This window comes from Streptomyces sp. NPDC126499 (assembly GCF_040302485.1).
Classification (GTDB): Bacteria; Actinomycetota; Actinomycetes; order Streptomycetales; family Streptomycetaceae; genus Streptomyces.
In genome coordinates, this window is record NZ_JBEOUO010000002.1 from 250,875 (window position 1) to 272,752 (window position 21,878).

The window sequence follows — 21,878 nt, forward strand, 5'->3', positions numbered from 1 at the left end:
GGGACTACGGGGGGACGGAGGACCATGGAAGCGATCACGGCCGAGCTCCTTGCGGCGCCGGCCAGTGGCACGGCGGGCGCCGCCGGGCAGCAGGCGGTGGATGTGGCTGCCGTGACGGGGGCCTGACGTGATGGCGCCGACCGGCCTTCAGGCGTCCGCGCCTCCCACGCGGGGCCGCCCGAGGCCTTCCTGTGGACCGCGGACGAGGACGGGCTGAGGGGCCATGTCGGAGCAGGCACGGGGCGACGTGCACAACGTGTTCTCGGGCAACGCGACGTACGTGATCCAGGGCCGGGACTTCAGTGCCGTACACCTGCATCTGCCGTTGCCGCAGACGCCGCAGGACCGCGCCGCCGCCGAGCTGGCGCGCCTGGTGCTCGCCCAGTGGCGGGACGAGGCGGGGGCCCTCGGCCTGGCCGGAAGCGCCAGGCTCGCGGTGGGCTGGCGAGCCGACTGGACGGTCGCCGATCACCGCGAGCACATCGGGGCGGACCTGGCCGGCAGCACCGCGGGGCTCGCCGGACTCGCCGCGGCCTTCCAGGCCCTGCCCGCCCGGCGCCTGGTGATCATCGGCGGTCCCGGCACGGGCAAGACGTCCCTGGCGATCCTGCTCACGCTGGAGTTGCTGAGCCTGCACGAGGGGACGGGGCCCGTCCCCGTACCGCTCCTCGTCTCCTCCTGGGACGCGAACAAGGAACACTTCGACGTCTGGCTCGCGCGCCGCGTCCACGAGGAGTACGTCGGCCTGAGCAGGGACCTCGACCGAGCCAGGATCCGCGAACTGGTCCGCGACCGGCGGGTGCTCCCCGTCCTCGACGGCCTGGACGAACTACCGCGCCCGCTGCGGTCCGCGGCACTGGCCGGGCTCAACAGGGCGGGCGCCGACAGCACGCCGCTCATCCTCACCTCCCGTACGACGGAGTACACCGAACTCGTCGCGGAGGAAGCCGTCTTGCAGGCGGCGGCCGTGATCAAGGCCCAGCCGGTGGAAGGGCCCGCGGCGGCGGCGTACCTGCGCGCCTCCTCGCACCCTCAGCGCACCGAGCGCTGGCAGGGGCTCCTGGACCACATCACCCGCCACCCCGAAGCCGTGTCGGCCAGGGCCCTCTCGTCCCCGCTCATGCTGTGGCTGGCCCGCACGGTGTACGCCCGCGCCGACGCCGATCCCGGCGAGCTCGCCGACGCATCCCGCTTCCCCGACGTCGCGGCCCTCGAACGGCACCTGCTCGACTCCCTCGTTCCGGCGGCCTTCCCCGCCGGGCCCGCCTCGCCCCACCAGCCCCATCCGGTACGCGAGTGGGGGCACGCGCAGGCGCAGCGCGCCCTCGGCTTCCTGGCCGCCCATCTCACCGCGGCGAGGACCAAGGAACTCGCCTGGTGGGAGCTGCACCGGGCGAAGTCGCCGACCTTCCTCAAGGCGCCGGCGCTGGTGGCCGGCTACGTCCTGCTGATGGCGGGTTCCTCGTGGTTCCACGACTGGATCACCGGAGGCGATCCGTTCCAGGCCTTCCAGGTGGCCGCGGGAGCGACGGCCTCCATGATGTTCGGAATCATGGGAGGCATGCTCCTGCTGCTCTCGCAGCTGTGGAAGGGGCCGCTGCCCCGCAGGCTCGCCCTGTTCGGCCGGCACCGCTCCCGTATCCCCGGCCTGTTCTGGTTTCTGCTGTTCCTGGCCCCCATCGTCCTGCTCCTGGCGCAGGACGAACCCTTCATGGCGCTCGGCTTCATCGTTCCGCCGCTGCTCATGATGGTCGTCGGCGCGCCCGCCGACACCGCGCAGGCCGTCGGACCGCGGGCGTTGCTGAGCGGCGAGCGGGCCAGCACCGTACTCATGGTGCTCGGAGTCGCACCGGTGATCGGAGCCATCGGCACCCTGACCGTCGTCCAGGTCCCCGACCGGATCGTGCTGCTCGGCAGTTGGATCTCCGGAACAGCGGGGGCGGCGGCGGTGATCGCGGCGCTCAGCCCCTGGACGCAGTGGCTGCTCGCGAAGGTGACCCTCGCGGGCCTGGGCAGGCTGCCGTGGTCGACCATGGCGTTCCTCGAGGACGCGCGCCGGGTGGGCCTGCTGCGACAGGTCGGCGGCGTCTACCAGTTCCGTCACGCCCGGATCCAGGAGGGCTTCGCGGCCCGTCAGCGCGGCGGCGTCCCGGCGCGCCGGCGCCGCGCCGCCACCCGCGCACCCTGGCCGGTCCGCCCGCTACGCCCGGTGAGCAGCACGCCGCAGTCCGTCCGCATCCCCGGCTACATTGGTGTGCGGGTCCCCAGAGGGCAGCCGGCCCTGTACGTGCTGATGTGGACGATGGCGCTGGTGTGGACCGGCCTCATCACCTACGACGACGGCTGGCACGATCCCGGCGCCGTGCAGACCGTGGGCTTCTTCGTGGTGCTTCCCCTCGCCGTCGACCTGCTGATCCCGCCCCTCACCTGGCGGCGCGCCGAGCTGCGCCTGGACGAGGACGGGATCGCGTACGCGTCGGGCAGGCGGACGTCCCGCTTCGAGTGGCGGGAGGTCGCGGAGGTCGCACCGCGCCTGTTCGAACCGGTGCCCGGGAAGGCGGACGACGGCACCGTCATGCTTCACCTGCGGCTCACCGCAGAGGCCGCTCCGGGGCCCCGGACCCGTGTCAACAGGACGGGCTGGGTGCCGCTGTGGCCGCTCGACTGCCCTACCGGAGACCCGGACGACGCGACGGTCCCACCCGAATTGGAAGACGCGCTCGTACGCTTCGCGGGCGAACGATGGCAACGGCCTCCGGCGGGCAGATGACGCGCCGACACCGCGCGCGGCCATACAGGGCGCGCAAGCGGGTAAGCGCCGGGCGTGGACGAGCAGAAGACGCCGCGAGCCGAAGCCGAGGACCTGCTGGCAGGGCTCAGCGTGGACGACCGTCGGCCGGAACAGCCCGTGCTGCTGGACTCCTCCGGCGCTCCGATCCGGACCTGGCGGGAGAACTATCCGTACGACCACAAGATCCGCCGAGCGGAGTACGAGCGGACCAAGCGGATCCTGCAGATCGAGCTGCTGAAGCTGCAGCGCTGGGTGAAGGACACCGGCGCCCGGCTGGTGGTGATCTGCGAAGGGCGTGACGCGGCGGGCAAGGGCGGCACGATCCAGCGGTTCACCGAGCGGCTCAACCCCCGCGGGGCCCGGATCGTGGCCCTGGACAAGCCGACCGAGCGGGAGGCGGGGCAGTGGTACTTCCAGCGGTACGTCGCCCACCTGCCGGCCGCCGGCGAGATCGTCTTCTTCGACCGCTCCTGGTACAACCGCGCCGGCGTCGAGAAGGTCATGGGGTTCTGCACCCCCGAGCAGCACGAGCTGTTCCTGCGGCAGTGCCCCGCCTTCGAGGCCATGCTCGTGGAGGACGGGATCCTGCTGGTCAAGTTCTGGTTCTCGGTCTCCCGCGGCGAACAGCGCACCCGCTTCGCGATCCGGCAGGTGGATCCGGTGCGGCAGTGGAAGCTCTCACCCACCGACCTCGCCTCACTGGACCTGTGGGACGCCTACACCACCGCCAAGGTCGAGATGTTCCGGGCGACCGACACCGACCACGCGCCGTGGACGGTGGTCAAGAGCAACGACAAACGACGCGGGCGCCTCGAAGCGATGCGCAGCCTGCTGTGGCGGATCGACTACGACCGCAAGGACCCGGAGGCGGTGGGACGCCCCGACGACCTCATCGTCGGCGCCGCCGACACGCTCCTGGAGGCGGGCGAGGAACCCACCGACCTCTCTCCCACCCCCTTGGCCGGTCCTCCCCTCGGCCCCGGCCTCCACCCTCACCACGACCCCGCTCCGTGACACGGGAGGGTGGTCCATGCGCGGAAAACGGGTGTGCCTGATGTTCGGATTCGGGGGTAGGCGGGCCCGAGATGCAGGGATGCGGGTGCGAGGCGGACCGAGTATGGAAAAGACAGTAGGCGGCGAGGGCAGGCTCTCGCTGGTCGAGAGCGCCGTAGCGGTGTCGGCGGCGTTCGAGGGCGGCGACGACATCGCACGGGCTCGTGATCTGGCCCGTGGCTTTCTCGGCGACGTGCAGGCCGTGCACGGGCTGCCGGTGTCCGGGCGCGTGATGAGCACGGTCCAGCTCGTGGTGAGCGAGCTGGTGACCAACGCGCGCAAGTACGCGCCCGGCCCCTGCCTGCTGGATCTGCGGGTCGCCGGTGGCACGGTCGAAGTGACCGTATGGGACGCCAACCCGACCCCGCCCGCGATCCTTCCCCCCGACCCGTCCCGGATCGGCCAGCACGGCCTGGAGCTGGTCATGGCCGTCAGCCGGAGCCTCGCCGTCCACCGCGAGCCCGTGGGCAAGCGGATCACCACGGTGATCGAGCTGGCCGACGATACCGGCGCGGACCGGGCGGGCCGCCGGCTCTGAACCGTCCGGCAGACGGGAGACCGGTCGCGGCACGCAGGTCCGTGGGGCGAGAGAGGCGTCACCTCTCTCGCCCCGCGGCGTCACCGCCGGCCCGCGGTGACGTCCTCGCCGATCGCGGCGACCGACAGCTCCCTTCGCCTCCCGAGGGGCCGCTGTACGGCGGCGGCCGGCGTGTGGCACAGGAGCACGCAGACGTCGTCCTCGTGCTCGGAGTCGTGCAGCAGCTGCTTGAGCAGGGTGTCGGCCGCCGCGTCGAGGTCGTGGTCCAGTTCCTCGGCGTCAAGCCCGGCCATCGCCCGGCCGAGGCGCTCGATGCCCGGGTCCAGGCCCTCCGCGCGGCGTTCCACCAGGCCGTCGGTGTAGAGCACCAGGGACGAGCCGGGAGGCAGGTCGGCTCGGTGGTCCTGGTACGTGAAGGGCACCGGCAGGCCCAGCATGACGCCCGGCTTGGTGTCCAGGACGCGTACGGAGCCGTCGGCGGCGCGCACCACGGCGGGCGGGTGGCCGGCGGAGGCCCAGACGACCTCCGATCCGTCCGGCCCGAAGCGCGCGATCATCGCGGTGGCGTAGAGCTCGGGTTCCAGGTGTCCGAGCATGCGGTGCAGCTTGGTGAGGATGGCGGCGGGGCTGCTGTCCTCGACGGCGTAGGCCCGTAGCGCGGTGCGGAGCTGCCCCATGACGACGGCGGCGTGCATCCCGTGGCCGGTGACGTCCCCTATGACGGCCAGGAGGCCGCCGTCGGGCTGGACGAAGGCGTCGTACCAGTCACCGCCGATGTTCAGGCCGCGGGTGGCCGGCAGGTAGCGGGCCGCGAGCAGCCGGCCGGGCAGGTCGGGCAGATCGGTGAGCTGCGCCCGTTGCAGCGCCTCGGCGGTGTCCCGGTACCGCTCGTAGCGGCGGGCGTTGTCCAGGGCGACGGCGACGCGGCGGGCCAGCTCGACCAGCATCACCCCGGTGTCGGCGTCGAAGCGGGCACCCGGCGCGGTCAGACTCAGCACGCCCAGCGTCCGGCGCGCCACGAGAGGGATCGCCAGAAGCGGCCGATCCGGGGACAGCGCGGAGGCCGGGAGGTCGTCCGTCCCCGGCAGCCCGCCGGGATGGTCGGCGGCGTGCTGGGGACGGCCCGTGCGGACGGCGGCCACGGCTGCCGCCGAACGCCCGCGTACCCGGGGAGCGTGCTTGCCGTCGGGGTCCTCGTTCTCCTCGTCGAAGAGCCAGACGTCGAGATGGGCCGCGTACTCCGGTACGAGCATGTCGGCCAGGCGGCGCAGGACGGCGGTCGGGCTGAGGGAGGAGGTGATGGCGGCGCTCGCGTCGGCGAGGAAGGTCAGCAGGCGGCGGGCCCGTTCGGCCTCCGCGCGGGCGGCCCGTTCGGCCTCCAGCAGTTCCCTCTGGGCCACCGCCGCGGCCTCCAGCTCGGCGTGGAGCGCCAGAACGCCCTGATTGGTCTTGTGCAGTTCCTCCCGGTGGAGCCGCACCAGGTCCTCCTGCTCGTCGAGGAGACGCAGCACGGTCGCGGTGTTCTCGTCGGCGCGCAGCAGCGCCTCGGGGAGCGGCAGACCGCCCCGCGGGCCTTCCCTCAGGCCGTCCCCGGCCGGAGGGTGCGGCAGGGCGCACGTGACGGTCGGCGCGTCCTGCGCGCCGGGTCGGGACGCCCCGGCCGGCCGCAGCCAGATGTCGAGCCGGCCTCCGTCGGGCGATGGGCCCGGCCGGACGCCGAGGAGGAGCTCCCCGCCTTCGCCCCGCGCCACGGACTCACGCAGCCGGGCCGTGAGGGAGCTGAGGAAGCGGGCGCGCTCCGGCGCCGGAGCACCGCCCTCGGTGACGATCCGGTCGAGAGCGGCGCGGGCCCGGGCCGCGTCGGCGAGCGACGTCAGCTTCCAGACGTGAGTGGGTGCGGTCATGGACTCCCATCCGATGGGGCAGGGGCCAGTACGGCCACGCAGGCGTCGTCGCGCTCGGGGCGCGCGGCGCTGCCGGCGTCGCGGAGGATGACCGCGGCCACTACGGCCGGGTCGTGGGTGAGGAGCTCCGGATCGTTCGGGGGCGCCCAGCGGCTGGGGAGGCCGTCGCTGTGCAGGACGAGCAGTCGGTCCGGCCCCCAGGCCGCCCCGCGCACCGGGACGGTGGCGGGGAAGTGGGCGCCGACGATCCCGGGGTGGGAGACGAGGTGCTGCCATCCGTCGGCGGTACGGAGCCTGGCGCCGATGTTGCCGACTCCCGCGAACGACAGCCGGCCGGTGTCCTCGTCGAGCTGCGCGACCCCGACGGCGGCGCCTCGCGTGGTGCGCAGCGCGGTGTGCAGCCGCCGCAGGATCTCGGCCGGCAAAAGGTCCGGGCTCCGGCGCAGGGCCTCGACGGCGGCGGTCGACGCCTGGGCCGCCTTGCTGCCGTGCCCGAGCCCGTCCGCGAGCATCAGGGTGATCCGGGACCCGGAGCGCACCGCGGTGCAGGCGTCGCCGGAGTGCTCGGCGTGGGCCAGGGGAACGGTGACGCCCCCGGCGCGCACGCCCGGCCGGCGCGAGCCGGGCCGTGAGCGGGACGAGGCGCCCCTGGGGAGCCGCTCCCCGCCGACGCGCGCCACGGCGACGGTGCCCCGGCCCGGCCTGCTGTGCAGGTCGAAGCCGTGGGAGACGCGCAGACAGGTGCCGAGGCCGGCGCCGAGGGACGACCGGGCGGTGGTGGCGCCGTCCCGCAGCGCGGCGGCGACGTCGGCGATGCCCGGCCCGTGGTCCAGGGAGGTGATCTGCACGCAGAGCGCGTCGTCGGCCGGAGAGACCGGATCGACGAGATTGATGACGACGCGCCCTCCGCCCGCGTGTTTGACGAGGTTGGTGGCGAGCTCGGTGGCCACCAGTGCCGCGACCGCCGTGGCGTGGGCGTCCAGTCCGCCGAGGGCACAGGCGGCCTCGGCGGCGACGCGGACGTCCCGTACCCGGGTGGAGTCCTGCACCGGGATGTCCCAGACCCTGCTCACGGCGCTCCCGTACGGGGCGAGGGCAGACCCGAGACCCAGTCGGCGATGGTGACGGTGGTGCCCTCGCCGGGGCGGCTGTCGATGGCGAACTCCGCGACCAGGCGTTTGGACCCGCTCAGGCCGAGGCCGAGACCACCGCCGGTGGTGTAGCCGTCGGTCATGGCGAGTTCGAGGTCCCGGATGCCGGGGCCCCGGTCGACGAAGGACAGCCGCAGTCCGCGGCTGCCCGCTCCCTCCAAGGGCGTCATCTCCATGTGGCCGCCGCCGCCGTGGACGAGGGTGTTCCGGGCCAGTTCACTGGCCGCGGTGACCAGTTTCGTCTGCTGGACCAGCCCAAAACCGAGGGCGGCCGCGGCCTGCCGCACCTGTTGGCGCACCCAGGCGAGATCGGCGTCCGAGCCGATGGTCAGGCGCGTGGCCGACACGAACGGGGCATGCATCACGCGCCCTCTTCCGGATGGGTCGACGGCGCCGCCGGGGAGGGGCGGCCCAGCAGGGACAGGGCCCTTTCGACGTCCAGGGCCGTGTCCAGGCCGGGCAGCGTGAGGCCGAGCTCGACCAGGGTGATCGCGACGGCGGGGCGCATGCCGGCCAGCACGGTCCGCGTGGCCAGCAGGCGTGCGGTCGCGGCGATCTCGGCGAGGATCCTGCCGAGGAAGGAATCGACGATCTCCACTCCGGAGATGTCGATCACCACACCGCCCACCGGCGTCGGGCTGGTCGCGATGCGCTGGGTGAGGTCCTGCAGGAGCTGTTCCGCCGCCGTGTCGTGCAGCTCACCCTGCACGGTGACGAGCAGGACGTCGCCCAGTGCCAGGACGGGCACCGGTCCCGGCTGGATGGCGAAGGGCCCCGTCACCGCGGGCTCTCTCCGGCGGCCGGGCGCGGGGACACGACGATGCCCTGTTGGGTGAGCGCGTACGCGAGGGCGTCGGAGAGACCGGCGCGGGTGATGATCGACCCGAGATCGATGCCGAGCTGCACGATGGTCTGGGCGATGGCCGGGCGGATGCCGGAGACGATGCACTCGGCGCCCATCAGACGGGCGGCGGCGACGGTCTTCATCAGGTGCTGGGCGACCAGCGAGTCGACGGTCGGCACGCCGGTGATGTCGAGGATGGCGTACCGGGCCCGCTGGTCCACGATCGCCTCGAGCAGGCTCTCCATGACGATCTGGCTCCGTGCACTGTCCAGGGTGCCGATCAGCGGCACCGCCACGACACCGTCCCACAGCCGGATGACGGGCGTGGCCACCTCCAGGAGCTGCTCGCGCTGCCGGGCGATCAGTTCCTCGCCGGCGCTGACCGTCGTCTGCAGGACGACCAGCCGCAGGGTGCCCATCAGGATCGTCAGCGCGAGCTCGCACGCGTGGGCACGCTCGTCGGACGGATCCTCGTACTCCGCGCGCAGCAGGGCGGTGACCGGCTCACGCAGGCCGGCGACCTCCCCGGCGATCTCGGAAGACCCGAAGCCGGCCCGGCCCCTCGACGCCGCCATCCGGCCGAGCTGCTCCCGCGCCGAGCCGAAACCGGGGGCGGCGACGTCCTCCAGCCGCCCGCTGCGGGCCACGTCGGCCAGGGCGTCCACCACGGCCTTGCACGCCTCGACCGCCTCGTCGCGCGACACGGTGAACACCGTACGGAACAGGGGGGACTCCGCCCACCGCTGGGCGATCTGTTCGCGCCGCTGCTCCAGGAAGTCACCCAGTTCCCGCGTCACGTCGAGGGCCGCTTCGTGCTGCGCCACCTGCATCGTCTCCCTGCTGTGGTGAGCCCGGAAGGCCTGCCGGACGGCGGGCCGTCGAGCGATTGTTGCAACATGGCAACAGTAGCGTGCGGGCTTGAACGGAACAACACGCGATCATCGCGGACGGTGGCGCTCAGCGGCGGGGAGCCCTTCCGTGCCAGTCCAGGCATACGACCAGGGCGTCGTCCGCCGGTGCGGGTCCGCCGCGATGGCCGGTGAGTTCGCGCAGGATGGCGCGGGGTACCTCGGCGGCGGGCAGCAGGCGGGTGGCGTGGATGGCCCGGGTGAGCGCCTGCTCCCCGTACGCCTCGCCCTGGGGAGAGGCCACGGCGTGGACGCCGTCGCTGACGAAGACGAGCCGGTCGCCGGGTTCGGTGTGGAAGTCCTGCGCGACGTAGTCGGTCTCCTCGAACATCCCCAGGGGCAACTGGGCCTCGAAGTCGACGCGTTCCACGACGCCGTCGCGCAGACGCAGCAGTCGGGGTGAGCCCGCGTCCACGACGCCGGCCCGGCCGGTCGTGAGATCGAAGTCGAGCATGAGGACGGACAGGTAGCGCTGTCCCTGGTAGTGGGCGTAGACGGCCTGGTCGGCCAGGGCCGCCTGGTCGGCGATGGAGATGCCGGCGCGGCGGGCGTTGCGCAGGGCGTTGATGGCGAGGTTCGTCAGCAGCGACGCCTCTATGCCTTCGCCCATGCCGTTGGTGACGTAGAGCATCAGGCGGTCGGCGGTGGCGGACCAGTCGAAGTTGTCGCCGAAGATGGCGTAGGCGGGCTCCAGTTGGGCTCCCAGCTCGTACTCGGGGCGGGAGCAGGAGCGGCCGGGCAGCAGCTGCCACTGCATCTCGGCGGCCAGGGTCAGCCGGTCCTTGCGGCGGGCCTGCAGGTAGAGGTCGGTGTCCCGCTCGGCCACGATCACCTCGTGCCCGAGGACGCAGGCGATCTCGGCCAGCTCGGACTCCCGTCGCCGCGCGGTGTCGCTCCCGGGCAGCGTCACGGACAGCACGCCGAGCCGGTCACCGCGCACACTCACCGGCAGGTAGAGGCGTGCCCGTCCGTCGCGCAGTTCCTCGCGGTAGGGCTCCTGCGAGCCGAACGCCCGGCCGGCCGGGCTGTTGTGCACGGACACCGGCTCCATGGTGTGCGGGAGCACCGACACCGGCTGGAGCACCGTGAGACCGTAGTCGGCCATGAACAGCTCGACATCCTCCGCGCCGTACTGCTCGATCAGTACGGCACGGACGGCGTCGAGCAACGCGTGCGGAGCCGCTGTGCGCAGCGCGCGCTCAGCGGCGATGAGTCTGTTCATCAGGGAATTACACCCGTCCTTTCCGTGGACGCCCGCCCTCGATCACGAGGACGGGCCCCTGAAACGGGACGCAGGAGCCCCACGGGCACCCTGTGTCCGGCGAGAACACCTAGTACGCTGACAGACACCCCAGTGCCTGCGAGAGTGTGACCGTGACCGCCTTCCGCCGCCGCCCCGAGCCCGAAGAGGTCGCCCAGGTGACCACCACGGCCGTCGAGCTGCTGGAGGTCGTCTGGGGCCGCGCGTCGACCGCGCCCACCTCCGCGTCCCAGCTGCGCGCGCTGCACATCCTGGAACACCACGACGGCATCAACCTGCGCACCCTCGCCGAGACGCTCGCCTCCACCCCGCCCTCCACCAGTCGGCTCTGCGACCGGCTGCAGGCGGCCGGCTTCGTCGAGCGGGCCATGAGCCCGGAGGACCGGCGCGAGGTACGCCTGCACCTGAGCAGCCGGGGCCGCGTCTTCCTCGCCGACCTCCGCGCCCGCAGGGAACACGAGCTGCGGAAGGTGCTCGCGGACATGCCGGCCGCCAAGCGGACCGCGCTGCTGGACGGGCTGGAGGCGTTCTGCCGTGCGGCCGCGACGCAGATACACGGGGTCACCCCCGACGCGGACACCCGAACCGCCTGAACGACGCCTCGCGGCACAGGCGCCGCCGGCCGGGTGCGAAACGCCTCCGGCCCGGCAGGCCGGACGCGGTCAGACGGGGCTCGGCCCGCCGCCGAAGGGTCCGCCCGTCCGGTAGTAGACGGCGATCTCCTCCCGGTACTGCCGGTCCGCGAGGTGCTTGTCGGAGTGGAATTCCGGCGCCTCCTTGATCTGCTCCTTGGTCAGACCGACGTGGACCGTGTGTTCCTCCAGGTCGACCCGGGTCACCGTGCTCGCCGGGAGCAGCACCTCCTTCCCGAAGATCCATACGCCGGTATCGACGACCAGATAGGCGTCACCGACCTCCTCCGAGTGCTTGTCGACCTTGCCGATGTGCCCGTCGGTCGCCTCGACCCGCCACCCGGCCAGGTTCGTGCCCACCGGATAGCCGGCCGCCGCCCCGTAGGTCCACGCGTTCTCCGTCATGCTTGATCTCCTTCTTCCCGTTCCAGTGGTCCGGCGACGATTCCCGCCGCGACCTCAGGAGAACCGCTTGCCCCGACGCCCCGCGACCCACACCCGGGCCTTGCGGGGTGGCCACGGCGGGGACCGCCGTGGCCACCTCTTTTTCCGGACCCAGAAACGATCAAGGCTGGGCACGCGGGCCAGGGCGATGAAGCAGCCACCCGTGGACCGTGGTCAGCCCGGTACCCAAAGTGCCGACGGGGCCGGTCACCACCCCTGCGATCATTCGGTCGTGAGTGACGACCGGGCGCATGGTGATCGCCCGCGGGGCAACGAGAGGTGCGTGAGATGTTCGCTGGGGGAACGGCACGGCTGCTGGTCCGGAACGACAGCGAAGCGCCGCTGGAGCTGACCGTGGAGCCATGGGCCGATGCCTACCAGCTCCTGCCGGGGCAGACCTGCGTCGTCGTCACGCACTCGCCGGCAGAAGACGGTTCCTGGCCCGGAACGCTGCAGGGGGACGAGCCGTTCCAGGTCGACCATCGGCGGGACTCGGTCACGGTGTGGGCCAACGGCAACTGCTTCCACCTCAGTGACATGGCGGGCGATGCGATCGACGCGGCTGACTGGCAGTGCCCGGCCCTGGGCGGCGGGACCTGCTCTTCCTCCTCGACCAGGTAGATGCCCGCCGTCGTGCTCACGGCGGTTCGTGCCCATCGGGGCACGGCCCGGCGGAACACCGCGCGCAAGGGGGAGGGTGTGCGGGTGAGGTGAGCTGGGCATCCGTCGCTCAGCTTGGACCGACCGCGTTCACGGAAAGCAGGAGTCATGCCCCTTCACGAGGAAAACCTGGACATCGACGTCACGGTCTGGGACGACGTCACGGCAGTTCTGACTGTCGGCGGCGAAATGGACGTGGACACCGCCACGTTCGTGCACCATCACGTCGCCAATCAGTTCCTGCACGGGCGCCGACACCTCGTACTGGATCTGTCGGCTCTGAGCTTCATGGACTCCTCGGGTCTCAACGTGGTGATCAAGGCGGTCCGAGAAGCCCGGGAGAGGGGCGGGGACGTGCATCTGGTGGCTCCCACGCCTGCCGTCCGCCGTCTCCTCGAGATCACGGGCCTCACGGTGACGACCCCGATCCACGAGACCATCGACGAAGCACTCGCCGCCGTGCGGCAGAAGGATGCCGTCACCGAGACCGAGGCTCGGCCCGTGAACCAGGCGAGCGCGGACGAGTAGACCGGGAGCGGACTGGGTCGGGTTCGCCCGAGATGAGCCATCCGGGCAATACGGTGTGTAGTCGACACGAAAGGGCAACTGTAGGCAATACGGACAACTCAAGCGAGCAGGAGGTGTCGCCCATGACAACGCGTGAAAAGGCCGCCGTCGGGAGGCAGGCAGGGGAGCGGAGGCGTCCCGTGACAGCGGCCGCCGCGCGCGACGAGGTGCGCAGATTTCTCGACGAGCGGTTGTGGCAGGACCAGCCCAGGATGAGCGAGGACGTCGTCCTGGGCGACGCGCTCCTGGTCGCCTCCGAACTGGTCACCCACGCGATCCGGGACGGCGGCGGCGTACGCGCTTTCCGGTTGTCCCTCGCTGAGGAGGGCCTCTGGATCACCGTCACGGACCGCAATCGGGCCTGGCCCACCGCAGCCGCTACCGGTGAGGGAGGCGCGGGCCCCGGGGGACTGGGCTTCCGGATCGTCCGGCGCCTGAGCCAAGAGGTCACCGTCACGCCGGCCGCCGGAGGGAAATCCATCCACGCGTTGGTGCCACTGAGGTGATACGTCCCGGCGCCCGGCAGGTCCACCGTACGCCGGTCGCCTGTCTGCGCCGCGATGTGCGCGAGGCGGCCGCACGGCGCCCCCATCGAGCAGTCCGGCCGCGGCGCCCGTAGGGGCGCATCACGCATTCGTCACCAACTCGCGGGCACACGGCACGACAACACCTCGTTGGAACGACCACAGAGATGAGTGTGATGGCGTGTCCTTCTCCGACCACCCCGCCAGGCCCAACGAATCCGCGTCGCAGACCAGCCCGGTGACGGGCGCGAAGCGGAGCAGCGGTCTGGCCATCGCTTCGCTCGTTCTCGGCGTCGCGGCGATCCTCCTCTTCTGGACCGTCTTCGGCGGCATCGTGCTCGGCCTCCTCGCCCTGGTCCTCGGCATCATCGGCGCTCGCAAGGCCCGCCGAGGAGACGGCGGGCACGGCACGATGTCCCTCATCGGGGCCGTCCTCGGCGCGCTGGGACTGCTCGCCTCCGCCGTGATCCTCGCCATCGGGGCCTCCATCCTCGACTCGGACGAGTTCAAGAACCTGGAAGACTGTGTCGAACACGCCAAGACGCAGGCCGAAAGGGACGCCTGCGCACGGGACTTCGGCACGAAGCTGAACGACTGACAGCGATCACGCCTCCACCTCGCCGATACGGGAGCGGTCAGGTCCCCGTATCACCGGGCTTCGAGGGCGTACGCCGGTGCCGGCCACGGCCCTCGCCAAGGGCCGGCCGGTCCCACTCCGGCGGTCGAGTAGGCTCCGGCGGAGGCGGATAGTGCCCGTAGCCCGTAGCCCGTAGCCCGTAGCCCGTAGCCCGTAGCCCGTAGCCCGTAGCCCGTAGCCCGTAGCCCATAGCCCATAGCCCATAGCCCGTAGCCCGTAGCCCGTAGCCGGGAGCCCAGCATCGGCATCGGCATCGGCATCGCGTATGCGACGACCTGGATGATCCATCGGCCTTTCCGGTGGACTGCGGCGCCGGTGTCGGGCGGGTCGGCCGGCTGTACGGACCGGAGCTTCGATACTCGCCAGGTGACTGAAACCCCTCACACGGTCCCCGGAGTGCGTCGTCGCAGCGTCATGGCGGGCTTGGGCGCGACTGCCGCGGCGTCCGTCCTCGCGGGCGCGGGCTCATCCGCATCCGCTTCCGCCGCGCCCGGTGCCACGGCGGCCCAAGCGCCCCGCCGCGGTCGGCCGGTTCTGGTGCGCGGGACGATTCTGCACTTCCTGAAGGATCCCGGAGAGACACCCGACCCGCGGGCCTGGGAGGTGTTCGAGGACGGGGTGCTGGCCGTCGACTCCGACGGGAAGGTGGCGTGGGCCGGTCGGGCCGAACGGCTGCCGGACCGTCTGCGCGAGGGCGCGCGGCAGGAGGATCACCGGGGGAAGCTGATCGTGCCGGGCTTCGTCGACACTCATGTCCACGCGAGCCAGGTCGACATCATCGCCTCTTACGGTGAACAACTGCTGCAGTGGCTGGAGAAGTACGTCTTCCCGGCCGAGGCGAAGTTCGACGACCCGGCGCACGCGCGCGCGGTGACCGGCTTCTTCCTGGACCGGCTGCTCGCGGCCGGGACCACGACCGCGAGCGTCTTCCCCACCGTGCACCCGGTGTCCGTCGACGCGTTCTTCGAGCAGGCCGCCGCGCGCCGTCTGCGGATGCTGTGCGGGAAGGTCCTCATGGACCGTGCGCCGTACGCCCCCGCCTACCTGCGCGACGCCGACGTCGACCAGGCGGAGCGGGAGACGCGCGAGCTGATCGACCGTTGGCACGGCAAGGGCCGGCTCGGCTACAGCCTCACCCCGAGATTCGCCCCGACCTCCACCGAGCGGCTGCTGACCATGGTCGGCAACCTCCACCGGGAGCGTCCCGACCTGTGGCTCCAGACCCACGTCGCCGAGAACAGGGAGGAGGTCGCGCTCGTCAAGAAGCTGTTCGGCGGCCGCTCCTACGTGGACGTCTACCGGCGGTACGGGTTGGTGACCGGCAAGTCGCTGTTCGCCCACGGCATCCACATCGACGACACCGACCGCTCCCAGCTGGCCGCCGCCGGATCGGCCCTCGCGTTCTGCCCCACGTCCAACCTGTTCCTCGGCAGCGGCCTGTTCGACCTGCACGCGGCCCGCGCACAGCGCGTACACGTCGGCATGGGCACCGATATCGGAGCGGGCACGAGCTATTCCATGCTGCAGACCCTCAATGAGGCGTACAAGGTCACCGCCCTCCGCGGCCGGAGGCTGTCCGCCCACCGCGGCTTCTACCTCGCCACACTCGGCGGCGCCCAGGCGCTCGACCTCGACCGCGTCATCGGCAACTTCCTTCCCGGCAAGGAAGCCGACTTCACCGTCCTGGACTGGGCCGCCACCCCGGAACTGGCCCGCCGCACCGAAGTGGCCAGGACCTTCGACGAACGCCTCTTCGCCCTGATGGTCCTCGGAGGCGAACAGGCGGTCACCGCCACCTACGTCCTGGGCAACCGCGTCCACCAGCGACGGTCGTGAACAAAGGTTCGCCTGGTTCGCGTTCGTCCCGACTCCCTGGAGTGCGATCGGGCGGGAGCCGGCCGCAAGGGTGAACCGGGGCCGTCGGCCGCGTCCTTCGGCGAGGGCGTAGGAAGGAGCGGCGTGGGTCCTCATCGGTTCACCCCCTTTCGCCGCGGCAGGTCAGGCGCGGGTCCAGCGCTGGTTGGCGCCGTTCCAGCAGGAGTAGAGCTGGATCAGGGTGCCGTTGGCGGTGCCGCCCGCGGTGGCGTCGAGGCAGAGGCCGGACTGCACGCCGACGATGGATCCGTCGGCGTTGAGGCGCCACTTCTGGTTGTCGCCGCCCCAGCAGCTGTAGATCTGGACCTTGGCGCCGTTGCCGGTTCCGGCGGCGTCCAGGCACTTGTCGCCGTAGACCCTGAGCTCACCCGCGGCGGTGTGGGTCCACTGCTGGTTGGTGCGGTTGTTGCAGTCCCACAGCTGGAGCTGGGTGCCGTCGGTGGTGCCGGCGCCGGGCACGTCCAGGCACCGCCCGGAAGCGACGCCCTTGATCGGTCCGGAACCGGGCGTGGGGGGCGGAGTGGGGGTGGGGGAGGCGGCGTTGAGCGCGTTGAGGACGGAGGTGTAGGCGGGCTTCTTGCTGCCGTCCCCGTTGAACAGCAGCGGTGTCTGCTCCGCTCGCCAGGAGTCGGTGTCGCGCACGCCCCAGACGGTGATGCCGACGCAGCGCGGGACGGCCAGACAGTCGTTGGTCACGTTGGCGAAGGTCGTGGCCGAGGCGCCTTGGATGTCGAGCTCGGTGATGGCCACGTCGACCCCGAGGGCGGCGAAGTTCTGCAGGGTGGTGCGGAAGTTGCTGTGGTACGGGCTGTCGCTGTTGAAGTGCGACTGGAAGCCGACGCAGTCGATGGGGACGCCGCGCTGCTTGAAGTCCCGGACCATGGCGTACATGGCCTGGGTCTTGGCCCAGGTCCAGTTCTCGACGTTGTAGTCGTTGTAGCAGAGCTTGGCGGCCGGGTCGGCGGCGCGCGCGGTACGGAAGGCGACCTCGATCCAGTCGTTGCCGGTGCGCTGCAGGTTGGAGTCGCGCCGGGCTCCGGAGGTGCCGTCGACGAATGCCTCGTTCACCACGTCCCACTGGGCGATCTTGCCCTTGTAGTGGCCCATCACGCCGTTGATGTGGTTGATCATCGCCTGGCGCAGCGCGCTGCCACTGAGGTTCTGCATCCAGGCGGGCTGCTGGGAGTGCCAGGCCAGGGTGTGGCCGCGCACCTGCTTGCCGTTCTGCACCGCCCAGTTGTAGACCCGGTCACCGGCGGTGAAGTCGAACCGGCCCTGCTGGGGTTCGGTGGCGTCGATCTTCATCTCGTTCTCGGCCGTCACCGAGTTGAACTCACGGTTCGCGATCGTCGTGTACGTCGGGTCGCCCAGCTTGCCCGAGGCGATGGCGGTCCCGAAGTAGCGGCCGCTCTGCGCCGCCGCGCCGCCGAGCGTGCTCTCGGCGGCATGGGAGGTCAGCGGGGCCACCAGCACGGCGGCCGAACCGAGGGCGCCGACGACCAGGGCCGTACACAGGCCGCGGACTTTCCGGCGGACTGTGGTGGGAGGAATGGCGTTTAAGCGCATGGCTGAGCCTCCAGGGAGAAATCACGGAAGGGACGAGAGCGCGGCTGAATGAATCCGCGACAGCGGAACCCGCGTGCAGGGACGAAAAGACGCTCGCCACCAAGGCGTGGCGCTCCAGGGTCGGCAGCGGGCCCCGGAAGGGAGGGACGGGTGACCCCGTCCCGATTCAGTGTGGAAACCTGACCGAAGCATGTCAATGATTTCGAAAGGCTTTCGGAAATCTCTCCCTCCGGGCGCGGCCGATGCACCGGCTTACGCCCGCACAGCCGTGCACAACAGAGCACCGAAAGATTTCGAAGAGGCCTCGCAGCGAACTCGCCGTAGAGGCGCGCATTTCTCCCCGGTCCGCGACCTGGGGACGCCGAATTCCGTCCCCTCGGCCCGGCCGACCGGCCGACCGGCCGACCGTCCGGCCGGAAGGGCGCCATACCAGGGCTAGGGCTCGGTGAAGGCGAGGGTCTCCTATGGGCGGGGCGGGGCGGTGGAGAGCCGGACCTTGAGCTCGGTCGAGAGCTCCATCCGGGGGCTGACCAGCGGCTGGTTCTCCAGGAGCTGGAACAGGGTGCGGGCGGCGAGCCGACCCATCTCCTCCAGCGGCTGACGCACCGTCGTCAGCGGGGGTGACAGCCATTCGCACATCGGCAGGTCGTCGAAGCCGACCACGCTGAGGTCCTGCGGGACGCTCAGCCCGGCCTGCCGGGCGGCCTGGTAGACGCCCATCGCCTGCTGGTCGCTGCCGGCGAAGACGGCGGTCGGGGGCTCGGGAAGGGCGAGCAGTTCCCGGGCGCACTGGAACCCGCCCTCGTGCTGGAAGTCGCCGAACCGGATCAGGTCGCGGTCCACCTCGATCCCGGCCCGTTCCAGCGCGGCCCGGTACCCGTCGATGCGGGCCTGGCTGCAGAGCATCTCCTTGCGCCCGCCGATCGCGGCGATCCGGCGGTGCCCCAGCTCCAGCAGGTGCTCGGTGGCGGCGAGGCCGCCCGCCCAATTGGTCGCGCCGATGCTCGGCACACCGTTGCCCGGCAGGTCGATCGGGTCGATGACGACCAGCGCCACCCCGGCCCGTTCGACCTGGGCGCGCTGGGCCTGGGTGACCGAGGCGGTGACGAGGATGACGCCGTCGCTGTGGTGCAGGACCGGCAGTGCGGTCCAGCTGGACGGGGTGGCCTCGCCCGGCGGGACGAGCGACACGACGGTGCCGACGCTCCGCTGGGCGCACTCGGCCTCGACGCCGCGCAGGATCTCCACCGCCCACGCGCTGTCCAGACCGCCGATGATCAGGTCCACCAGGCCCGATCTGCGGGCTCTGCCCTGCCGGCCGGGCTGGACGTAGTGGTGGGATCGCAGCAGGCCCTCGATCCGTTCGCGTGTCGTGGGTGCGACATCGGAGCGGCCGTTGATCACCTTGGACACGGTCGCCTGGGAGACCCCTGCCTCCGCGGCGATGAGGGCCAGGGTCGGACGCTGCGCACTCAACTTCGCTCCTCTGCCCGGAAACCTCGGCTGACGACGGGTATCGCAAACTTTCGAAGAGTTTCCGGGCACGTAAGGTGCTTGTCAAGGCTGCGAACTACCGCTGTTCTCAAGTAAATCGGTGACGGGGCTTGACCGACAAGCCTGGCGTTCCTAGTTTGTGGCAGCACTGAATTCGAGAGCATTTCGAAACTTTTTCGGGACGCGAAACGGTTCCCCACCCCGGCGGTCCCGTACCCGTCCCCGTCCCCTTCTCGCCCCCCGAAGGAGCTCTCCTCATGCGGTTTCGCCATCCACCCCTGATCGTGAGTCTCGTACTCGCGGTCCTGTCGTCCTTACTGCTCGGAGCCACTCTCCTCGGCGCCCCGCCCGCCGCCGCGGCGACCGTCGACACCAACGCCTCGTACGTGCTGGTCAACCGCAACAGCGGCAAGGCCCTGGACGTCTACAACCTGTCGACCAGCGACGGCGCCCGCATCACCCAGTGGACCAGGAACGACCAGAACCAGCAGCAGTGGCAGTTCGTCGACTCCGGCGGCGGCTACTACCGCATCAAGTCACGCCACTCCGGGAAGGTGCTGGACGTCCACAACCTTTCCACCGCCAACGGTGGCCCGATCGTCCAGTGGACCGATCTGAACGGCACCAACCAGCAGTGGCGGCTGGCCGACAGCCCGGACGGCCACGTCAGGCTCATCGCGCGCCACAGCGGCAAGGCCCTCGAAGTGCAGGGAGCCTCCACCGCCGACGGCGCGAACATCGTCCAGTACGACGACTGGGGCGGCGCCAACCAGCAGTGGCGGCTCGTCAAGGTCGCCGGCGGCAGCCCCGGCGCGTGCGCACTCCCCTCCACGTACCGCTGGTCGTCGACGGGCGCGCTGGCGCAGCCGAAGGCGGGCTGGGCCTCGCTCAAGGACTTCACCGTCGTGCCCTACAACGGCAGGCATCTCGTCTACGCGACGACGCACGGCGCCGCCGGAACGGGCGCGGGCTGGGGTTCGATGAACTTCACCCCGTTCACCAACTGGTCGGAGATGGCCTCGGCCGGCCAGAACGCGATGTCGACCTCGACCGTCGCGCCCACGCTCTTCTACTTCGCGCCGAAGAACATCTGGGTGCTCGCCTACCAGTGGGGCAGGACCGCCTTCTCCTACCGGACGTCGAGCGACCCCACCAACCCCAACGGCTGGTCGTCGGAGCAGGAGCTCTTCTCCGGGAGCATCGCCGGCTCGGACACCGGGCCCATCGACCAGACGCTCATCGCCGACGGAACGAACATGTACCTGTTCTTCGCCGGGGACAACGGCAAGATCTACCGGGCCGCCATGCCGATCGGGAACTTCCCCGGCAGTTTCGGCGCGAGCTCGACCGTGGTCATGAGCGATACGACGAACAACCTGTTCGAAGCCCCGCAGGTCTACAAGCTCCAGGGCCAGGACCGCTACCTCATGATCGTCGAGGCGATCGGCTCGCAGGGCCGCTACTTCCGCTCGTTCACGGCCACCAGCCTGAACGGCGCGTGGACGCCCCAGGCCGCGACCGAGAGCAACCCCTTCGCCGGCAAGGCGAACAGCGGCGCCACCTGGACCAACGACATCAGCCACGGCGAACTCATCCGCACCAGCCCCGATCAGACCATGACGGTCGATCCCTGCAACCTGCGGTTCCTCTACCAGGGGCGCAGCCCCAACTCCGGCGGCGACTACGGCCTGTGGCCCTACCGGCCGGGTCTGCTGACGCTGCAGCGCTGACGGCGTGGCACCGGTCCGGCTCCGCCGTGGAGCCGGCGTGGCGGGCTCGGCGAACGGCCGAGCCCGCCTGACCGCGACTTCGAACATAGTCCGAAATATCGAACGTCCCCTGACAAGGAGCCACGACGACATGACCCTCCACAGGCGTACGGTGATGGCGGCGGGTGCCGCCGGAGTGGCGGCGGCGGCCGTGGGCACGACCCCGGCGTCCGCCTCGGGCGGCGCGGAACGGCAGGGCGGGAAGCCCACGAAGGAACTGTTCGGGACGCTGCCCGACGGCACACGCGTCCACCGTTGGACCGTGGCCGCGGGAGGCACCCGGCTGCGCGTGCTGTCGTACGGCGGCATCGTCCAGGCCCTGGACCTCCCCGACCGGCGCGGGCGGTACGCCAACGTGTCGCTGGGCTTCGACAACCTCGAAGACTACGTGGCGGCCAGCCCGTACTTCGGCGCCGTCATCGGCCGCTACGGCAACCGCATAGCGGGCGGCGCCTTCACGCTCGACGGCAGAACGCACCGGCTCCCCGTCAACGACGGCCCGAACAGCCTGCACGGCGGGGACAAGGGCTTCGACAAGCGGGTGTGGGACGTCGAGCCGTACGCGCGCGGGCGCGACACCGGCCTCACCCTGCGCTACGTCAGCGCGGACGGGGAGATGGGCTACCCCGGCACCCTGCGCGTCCGGGTCGACTACGTCCTCACGCCCCGCGGCGACTTCCGCATCGACTACGAGGCCACCACCGACAAAGCCACCGTCGTGAACCTCACCAACCACACGTACTTCAACCTCGCGGGCGAAGGCGCGGGCAGCATCCTCGACCACACCCTGAGGATCGCCGCTTCCCGCTACACGCCCGTCGACCCCACCCTCATCCCGACCGGCGAACTCGCCGGGGTCGCACACACCCCCTTCGACTTCCGCAGCGGCAAACCCATCGGCCGGGACATCCGCGACGCCCACCCGCAGATCGTCCTCGGCCGCGGCTACGACCACAATTTCGTCCTCGACAAGGGACTCACCGACGCGCCACGGCACGTCGTGACCGTCACGGAGCCCGTCCACGGCCGCGTGATGAGGATCGCGACCACCGAGCCGGGCGTGCAGTTCTACAGCGGCAACTTCCTCGACGCCACGCTGGCCGGCAGCTCCGGAAAGGTCTACCGCCAGGGTGACGGCTTCTGCCTGGAGACCCAGCACTTCCCCGACTCGCCCAACCAGCCGTCCTTCCCGTCGACGGTGCTCCGCCCGGGACAGACCTACCGCTCGACGACGGTCCACTCCTTCGCCACCCGCTGATG

General features: G+C 71.2%; 20 protein-coding genes. 11 read left to right on the forward strand and 9 right to left on the reverse strand.

Translation table 11 applies throughout. The features are described from left to right. The first annotated feature begins 223 nt into the window (after nucleotides 1-223). The 3 genes from ABTZ91_RS03835 (at nucleotide 224) to ABTZ91_RS03845 (ending at nucleotide 4,382) form a co-directional block, all read left to right on the forward strand. Nucleotides 224-2,770, forward strand: coding sequence for an NACHT domain-containing protein (locus tag ABTZ91_RS03835; RefSeq protein ID WP_352075502.1), 2,547 nt, complete (start codon nucleotides 224-226; stop codon nucleotides 2,768-2,770). Between the two features lie 54 nt (nucleotides 2,771-2,824). Beyond that, nucleotides 2,825-3,805, forward strand: coding sequence for a polyphosphate kinase 2 (gene ppk2, locus ABTZ91_RS03840; RefSeq protein WP_352075503.1), 981 nt, complete (start codon nucleotides 2,825-2,827; stop codon nucleotides 3,803-3,805). Nucleotides 3,806-3,908: 103 nt separating this feature from the next. Further along, complete coding sequence (locus ABTZ91_RS03845) at nucleotides 3,909-4,382, forward strand: ATP-binding protein (protein WP_352075504.1); 474 nt, start codon at nucleotides 3,909-3,911, stop codon at nucleotides 4,380-4,382. A gap of 80 nt (nucleotides 4,383-4,462) precedes the next feature. On the opposite strand, the gene ABTZ91_RS03850 is transcribed toward ABTZ91_RS03845, so the two are convergent. The 6 genes from ABTZ91_RS03850 to ABTZ91_RS03875 form a co-directional block, all read right to left on the reverse strand. Beyond that, entirely contained in the window at nucleotides 4,463-6,286 is a 1,824-nt protein-coding gene (locus ABTZ91_RS03850) for a GAF domain-containing SpoIIE family protein phosphatase (protein WP_352075505.1), read from the reverse strand. Further along, nucleotides 6,283-7,359: a SpoIIE family protein phosphatase gene (locus ABTZ91_RS03855; protein ID WP_352075506.1), complete on the reverse strand. Its 1,077-nt coding sequence runs from the start codon at nucleotides 7,357-7,359 to the stop codon at nucleotides 6,283-6,285. Before ABTZ91_RS03855 ends, ABTZ91_RS03850 begins: the two co-directional genes overlap by 4 nt. Then, nucleotides 7,356-7,799 carry an anti-sigma regulatory factor gene (locus tag ABTZ91_RS03860; RefSeq protein WP_352075682.1) on the reverse strand — a complete coding sequence of 148 codons (444 nt, stop codon included), beginning with the start codon at nucleotides 7,797-7,799 and terminating at the stop codon, nucleotides 7,356-7,358. The genes ABTZ91_RS03855 and ABTZ91_RS03860 overlap by 4 nt, the downstream gene beginning before the upstream one ends. Then, nucleotides 7,799-8,218 (reverse strand): STAS domain-containing protein, encoded by a 420-nt coding sequence (locus tag ABTZ91_RS03865; RefSeq protein WP_352075507.1) that lies wholly within the window; start codon nucleotides 8,216-8,218, stop codon nucleotides 7,799-7,801. Before ABTZ91_RS03865 ends, ABTZ91_RS03860 begins: the two co-directional genes overlap by 1 nt. Further along, nucleotides 8,215-9,111, reverse strand: coding sequence for an STAS domain-containing protein (locus ABTZ91_RS03870; protein WP_352075508.1), 897 nt, complete (start codon nucleotides 9,109-9,111; stop codon nucleotides 8,215-8,217). The genes ABTZ91_RS03865 and ABTZ91_RS03870 overlap by 4 nt, the downstream gene beginning before the upstream one ends. Before the next feature lie 127 nt (nucleotides 9,112-9,238). Next, nucleotides 9,239-10,411, reverse strand: coding sequence for a PP2C family protein-serine/threonine phosphatase (locus ABTZ91_RS03875; protein WP_352075509.1), 1,173 nt, complete (start codon nucleotides 10,409-10,411; stop codon nucleotides 9,239-9,241). Between the two features lie 197 nt (nucleotides 10,412-10,608). Here ABTZ91_RS03875 and ABTZ91_RS03880 point away from each other — a divergent pair, with 197 nt between their 5' ends. Then, entirely contained in the window at nucleotides 10,609-11,043 is a 435-nt protein-coding gene (locus ABTZ91_RS03880; protein WP_352075683.1) for a MarR family transcriptional regulator, read from the forward strand. A 69-nt stretch (nucleotides 11,044-11,112) separates the two neighbouring features. On the opposite strand, the gene ABTZ91_RS03885 is transcribed toward ABTZ91_RS03880, so the two are convergent. Then, complete coding sequence (locus ABTZ91_RS03885; protein ID WP_352075510.1) at nucleotides 11,113-11,487, reverse strand: PRC-barrel domain-containing protein; 375 nt, start codon at nucleotides 11,485-11,487, stop codon at nucleotides 11,113-11,115. Nucleotides 11,488-11,814: 327 nt separating this feature from the next. On the opposite strand from ABTZ91_RS03885, the gene ABTZ91_RS03890 reads away from it, so the two are divergent. The 5 genes from ABTZ91_RS03890 (at nucleotide 11,815) to guaD (ending at nucleotide 15,750) form a co-directional block, all read left to right on the forward strand. Continuing rightward, nucleotides 11,815-12,147: a hypothetical protein gene (locus ABTZ91_RS03890; RefSeq protein ID WP_352075511.1), complete on the forward strand. Its 333-nt coding sequence runs from the start codon at nucleotides 11,815-11,817 to the stop codon at nucleotides 12,145-12,147. A gap of 147 nt (nucleotides 12,148-12,294) precedes the next feature. Beyond that, nucleotides 12,295-12,714 carry an STAS domain-containing protein gene (locus tag ABTZ91_RS03895; RefSeq protein WP_352075512.1) on the forward strand — a complete coding sequence of 140 codons (420 nt, stop codon included), beginning with the start codon at nucleotides 12,295-12,297 and terminating at the stop codon, nucleotides 12,712-12,714. A gap of 179 nt (nucleotides 12,715-12,893) precedes the next feature. Beyond that, nucleotides 12,894-13,259, forward strand: coding sequence for an ATP-binding protein (locus ABTZ91_RS03900; protein WP_352075513.1), 366 nt, complete (start codon nucleotides 12,894-12,896; stop codon nucleotides 13,257-13,259). 199 nt (nucleotides 13,260-13,458) lie between these two features. Then, a complete protein-coding gene (locus tag ABTZ91_RS03905; RefSeq protein WP_352075514.1) occupies nucleotides 13,459-13,875 on the forward strand; it encodes a DUF4190 domain-containing protein in 417 nt (138 codons plus the stop codon). Nucleotides 13,876-14,451: 576 nt separating this feature from the next. After that, nucleotides 14,452-15,750, forward strand: a complete 1,299-nt coding sequence (guaD, locus tag ABTZ91_RS03910; protein WP_352075515.1) for a guanine deaminase — start codon at nucleotides 14,452-14,454, stop codon at nucleotides 15,748-15,750. 162 nt (nucleotides 15,751-15,912) lie between these two features. On the opposite strand, the gene ABTZ91_RS03915 is transcribed toward guaD, so the two are convergent. Together ABTZ91_RS03915 and ABTZ91_RS03920 are read right to left on the reverse strand one after the other, a co-directional pair. Beyond that, nucleotides 15,913-17,355: an endo-1,4-beta-xylanase gene (locus tag ABTZ91_RS03915; RefSeq protein ID WP_352075516.1), complete on the reverse strand. Its 1,443-nt coding sequence runs from the start codon at nucleotides 17,353-17,355 to the stop codon at nucleotides 15,913-15,915. A 462-nt stretch (nucleotides 17,356-17,817) separates the two neighbouring features. After that, nucleotides 17,818-18,831, reverse strand: coding sequence for a LacI family DNA-binding transcriptional regulator (locus ABTZ91_RS03920; RefSeq protein WP_352075517.1), 1,014 nt, complete (start codon nucleotides 18,829-18,831; stop codon nucleotides 17,818-17,820). Between the two features lie 275 nt (nucleotides 18,832-19,106). Between ABTZ91_RS03920 and ABTZ91_RS03925 the strand changes: the two genes are divergently transcribed. Both ABTZ91_RS03925 and ABTZ91_RS03930 read left to right on the forward strand, forming a co-directional pair. After that, complete coding sequence (locus ABTZ91_RS03925; protein WP_352075518.1) at nucleotides 19,107-20,579, forward strand: non-reducing end alpha-L-arabinofuranosidase family hydrolase; 1,473 nt, start codon at nucleotides 19,107-19,109, stop codon at nucleotides 20,577-20,579. Nucleotides 20,580-20,709: 130 nt separating this feature from the next. Continuing rightward, the gene (locus ABTZ91_RS03930) at nucleotides 20,710-21,876 is read left to right on the forward strand and encodes an aldose epimerase family protein (protein WP_352075519.1); all 1,167 of its coding nucleotides are present in this window, start codon (nucleotides 20,710-20,712) and stop codon (nucleotides 21,874-21,876) included. The last annotated feature ends 2 nt before the right edge of the window (nucleotides 21,877-21,878 follow it).

Bases quoted from the DNA above. Each gene is read 5' to 3' on its own strand.
- ABTZ91_RS03835 (WP_352075502.1), top strand. From the start codon at position 224: ATGTCGGAGCAGGCACGGGGCGACGTGCACAACGTGTTCTCGGGCAAC.
- ABTZ91_RS03845 (WP_352075504.1), top strand. From the start codon at position 3,909: ATGGAAAAGACAGTAGGCGGCGAGGGCAGGCTCTCGCTGGTCGAGAGC.
- ABTZ91_RS03850 (WP_352075505.1), bottom strand. From the start codon at position 6,286: ATGACCGCACCCACTCACGTCTGGAAGCTGACGTCGCTCGCCGACGCG.
- ABTZ91_RS03860 (WP_352075682.1), bottom strand. From the start codon at position 7,799: ATGCATGCCCCGTTCGTGTCGGCCACGCGCCTGACCATCGGCTCGGAC.
- ABTZ91_RS03870 (WP_352075508.1), bottom strand. From the start codon at position 9,111: ATGCAGGTGGCGCAGCACGAAGCGGCCCTCGACGTGACGCGGGAACTG.
- ABTZ91_RS03875 (WP_352075509.1), bottom strand. From the start codon at position 10,411: ATGAACAGACTCATCGCCGCTGAGCGCGCGCTGCGCACAGCGGCTCCG.
- ABTZ91_RS03885 (WP_352075510.1), bottom strand. From the start codon at position 11,487: ATGACGGAGAACGCGTGGACCTACGGGGCGGCGGCCGGCTATCCGGTG.
- ABTZ91_RS03890 (WP_352075511.1), top strand. From the start codon at position 11,815: ATGTTCGCTGGGGGAACGGCACGGCTGCTGGTCCGGAACGACAGCGAA.
- ABTZ91_RS03895 (WP_352075512.1), top strand. From the start codon at position 12,295: ATGCCCCTTCACGAGGAAAACCTGGACATCGACGTCACGGTCTGGGAC.
- ABTZ91_RS03915 (WP_352075516.1), bottom strand. From the start codon at position 17,355: ATGCGCTTAAACGCCATTCCTCCCACCACAGTCCGCCGGAAAGTCCGC.
- ABTZ91_RS03925 (WP_352075518.1), top strand. From the start codon at position 19,107: ATGCGGTTTCGCCATCCACCCCTGATCGTGAGTCTCGTACTCGCGGTC.
- ABTZ91_RS03930 (WP_352075519.1), top strand. From the start codon at position 20,710: ATGACCCTCCACAGGCGTACGGTGATGGCGGCGGGTGCCGCCGGAGTG.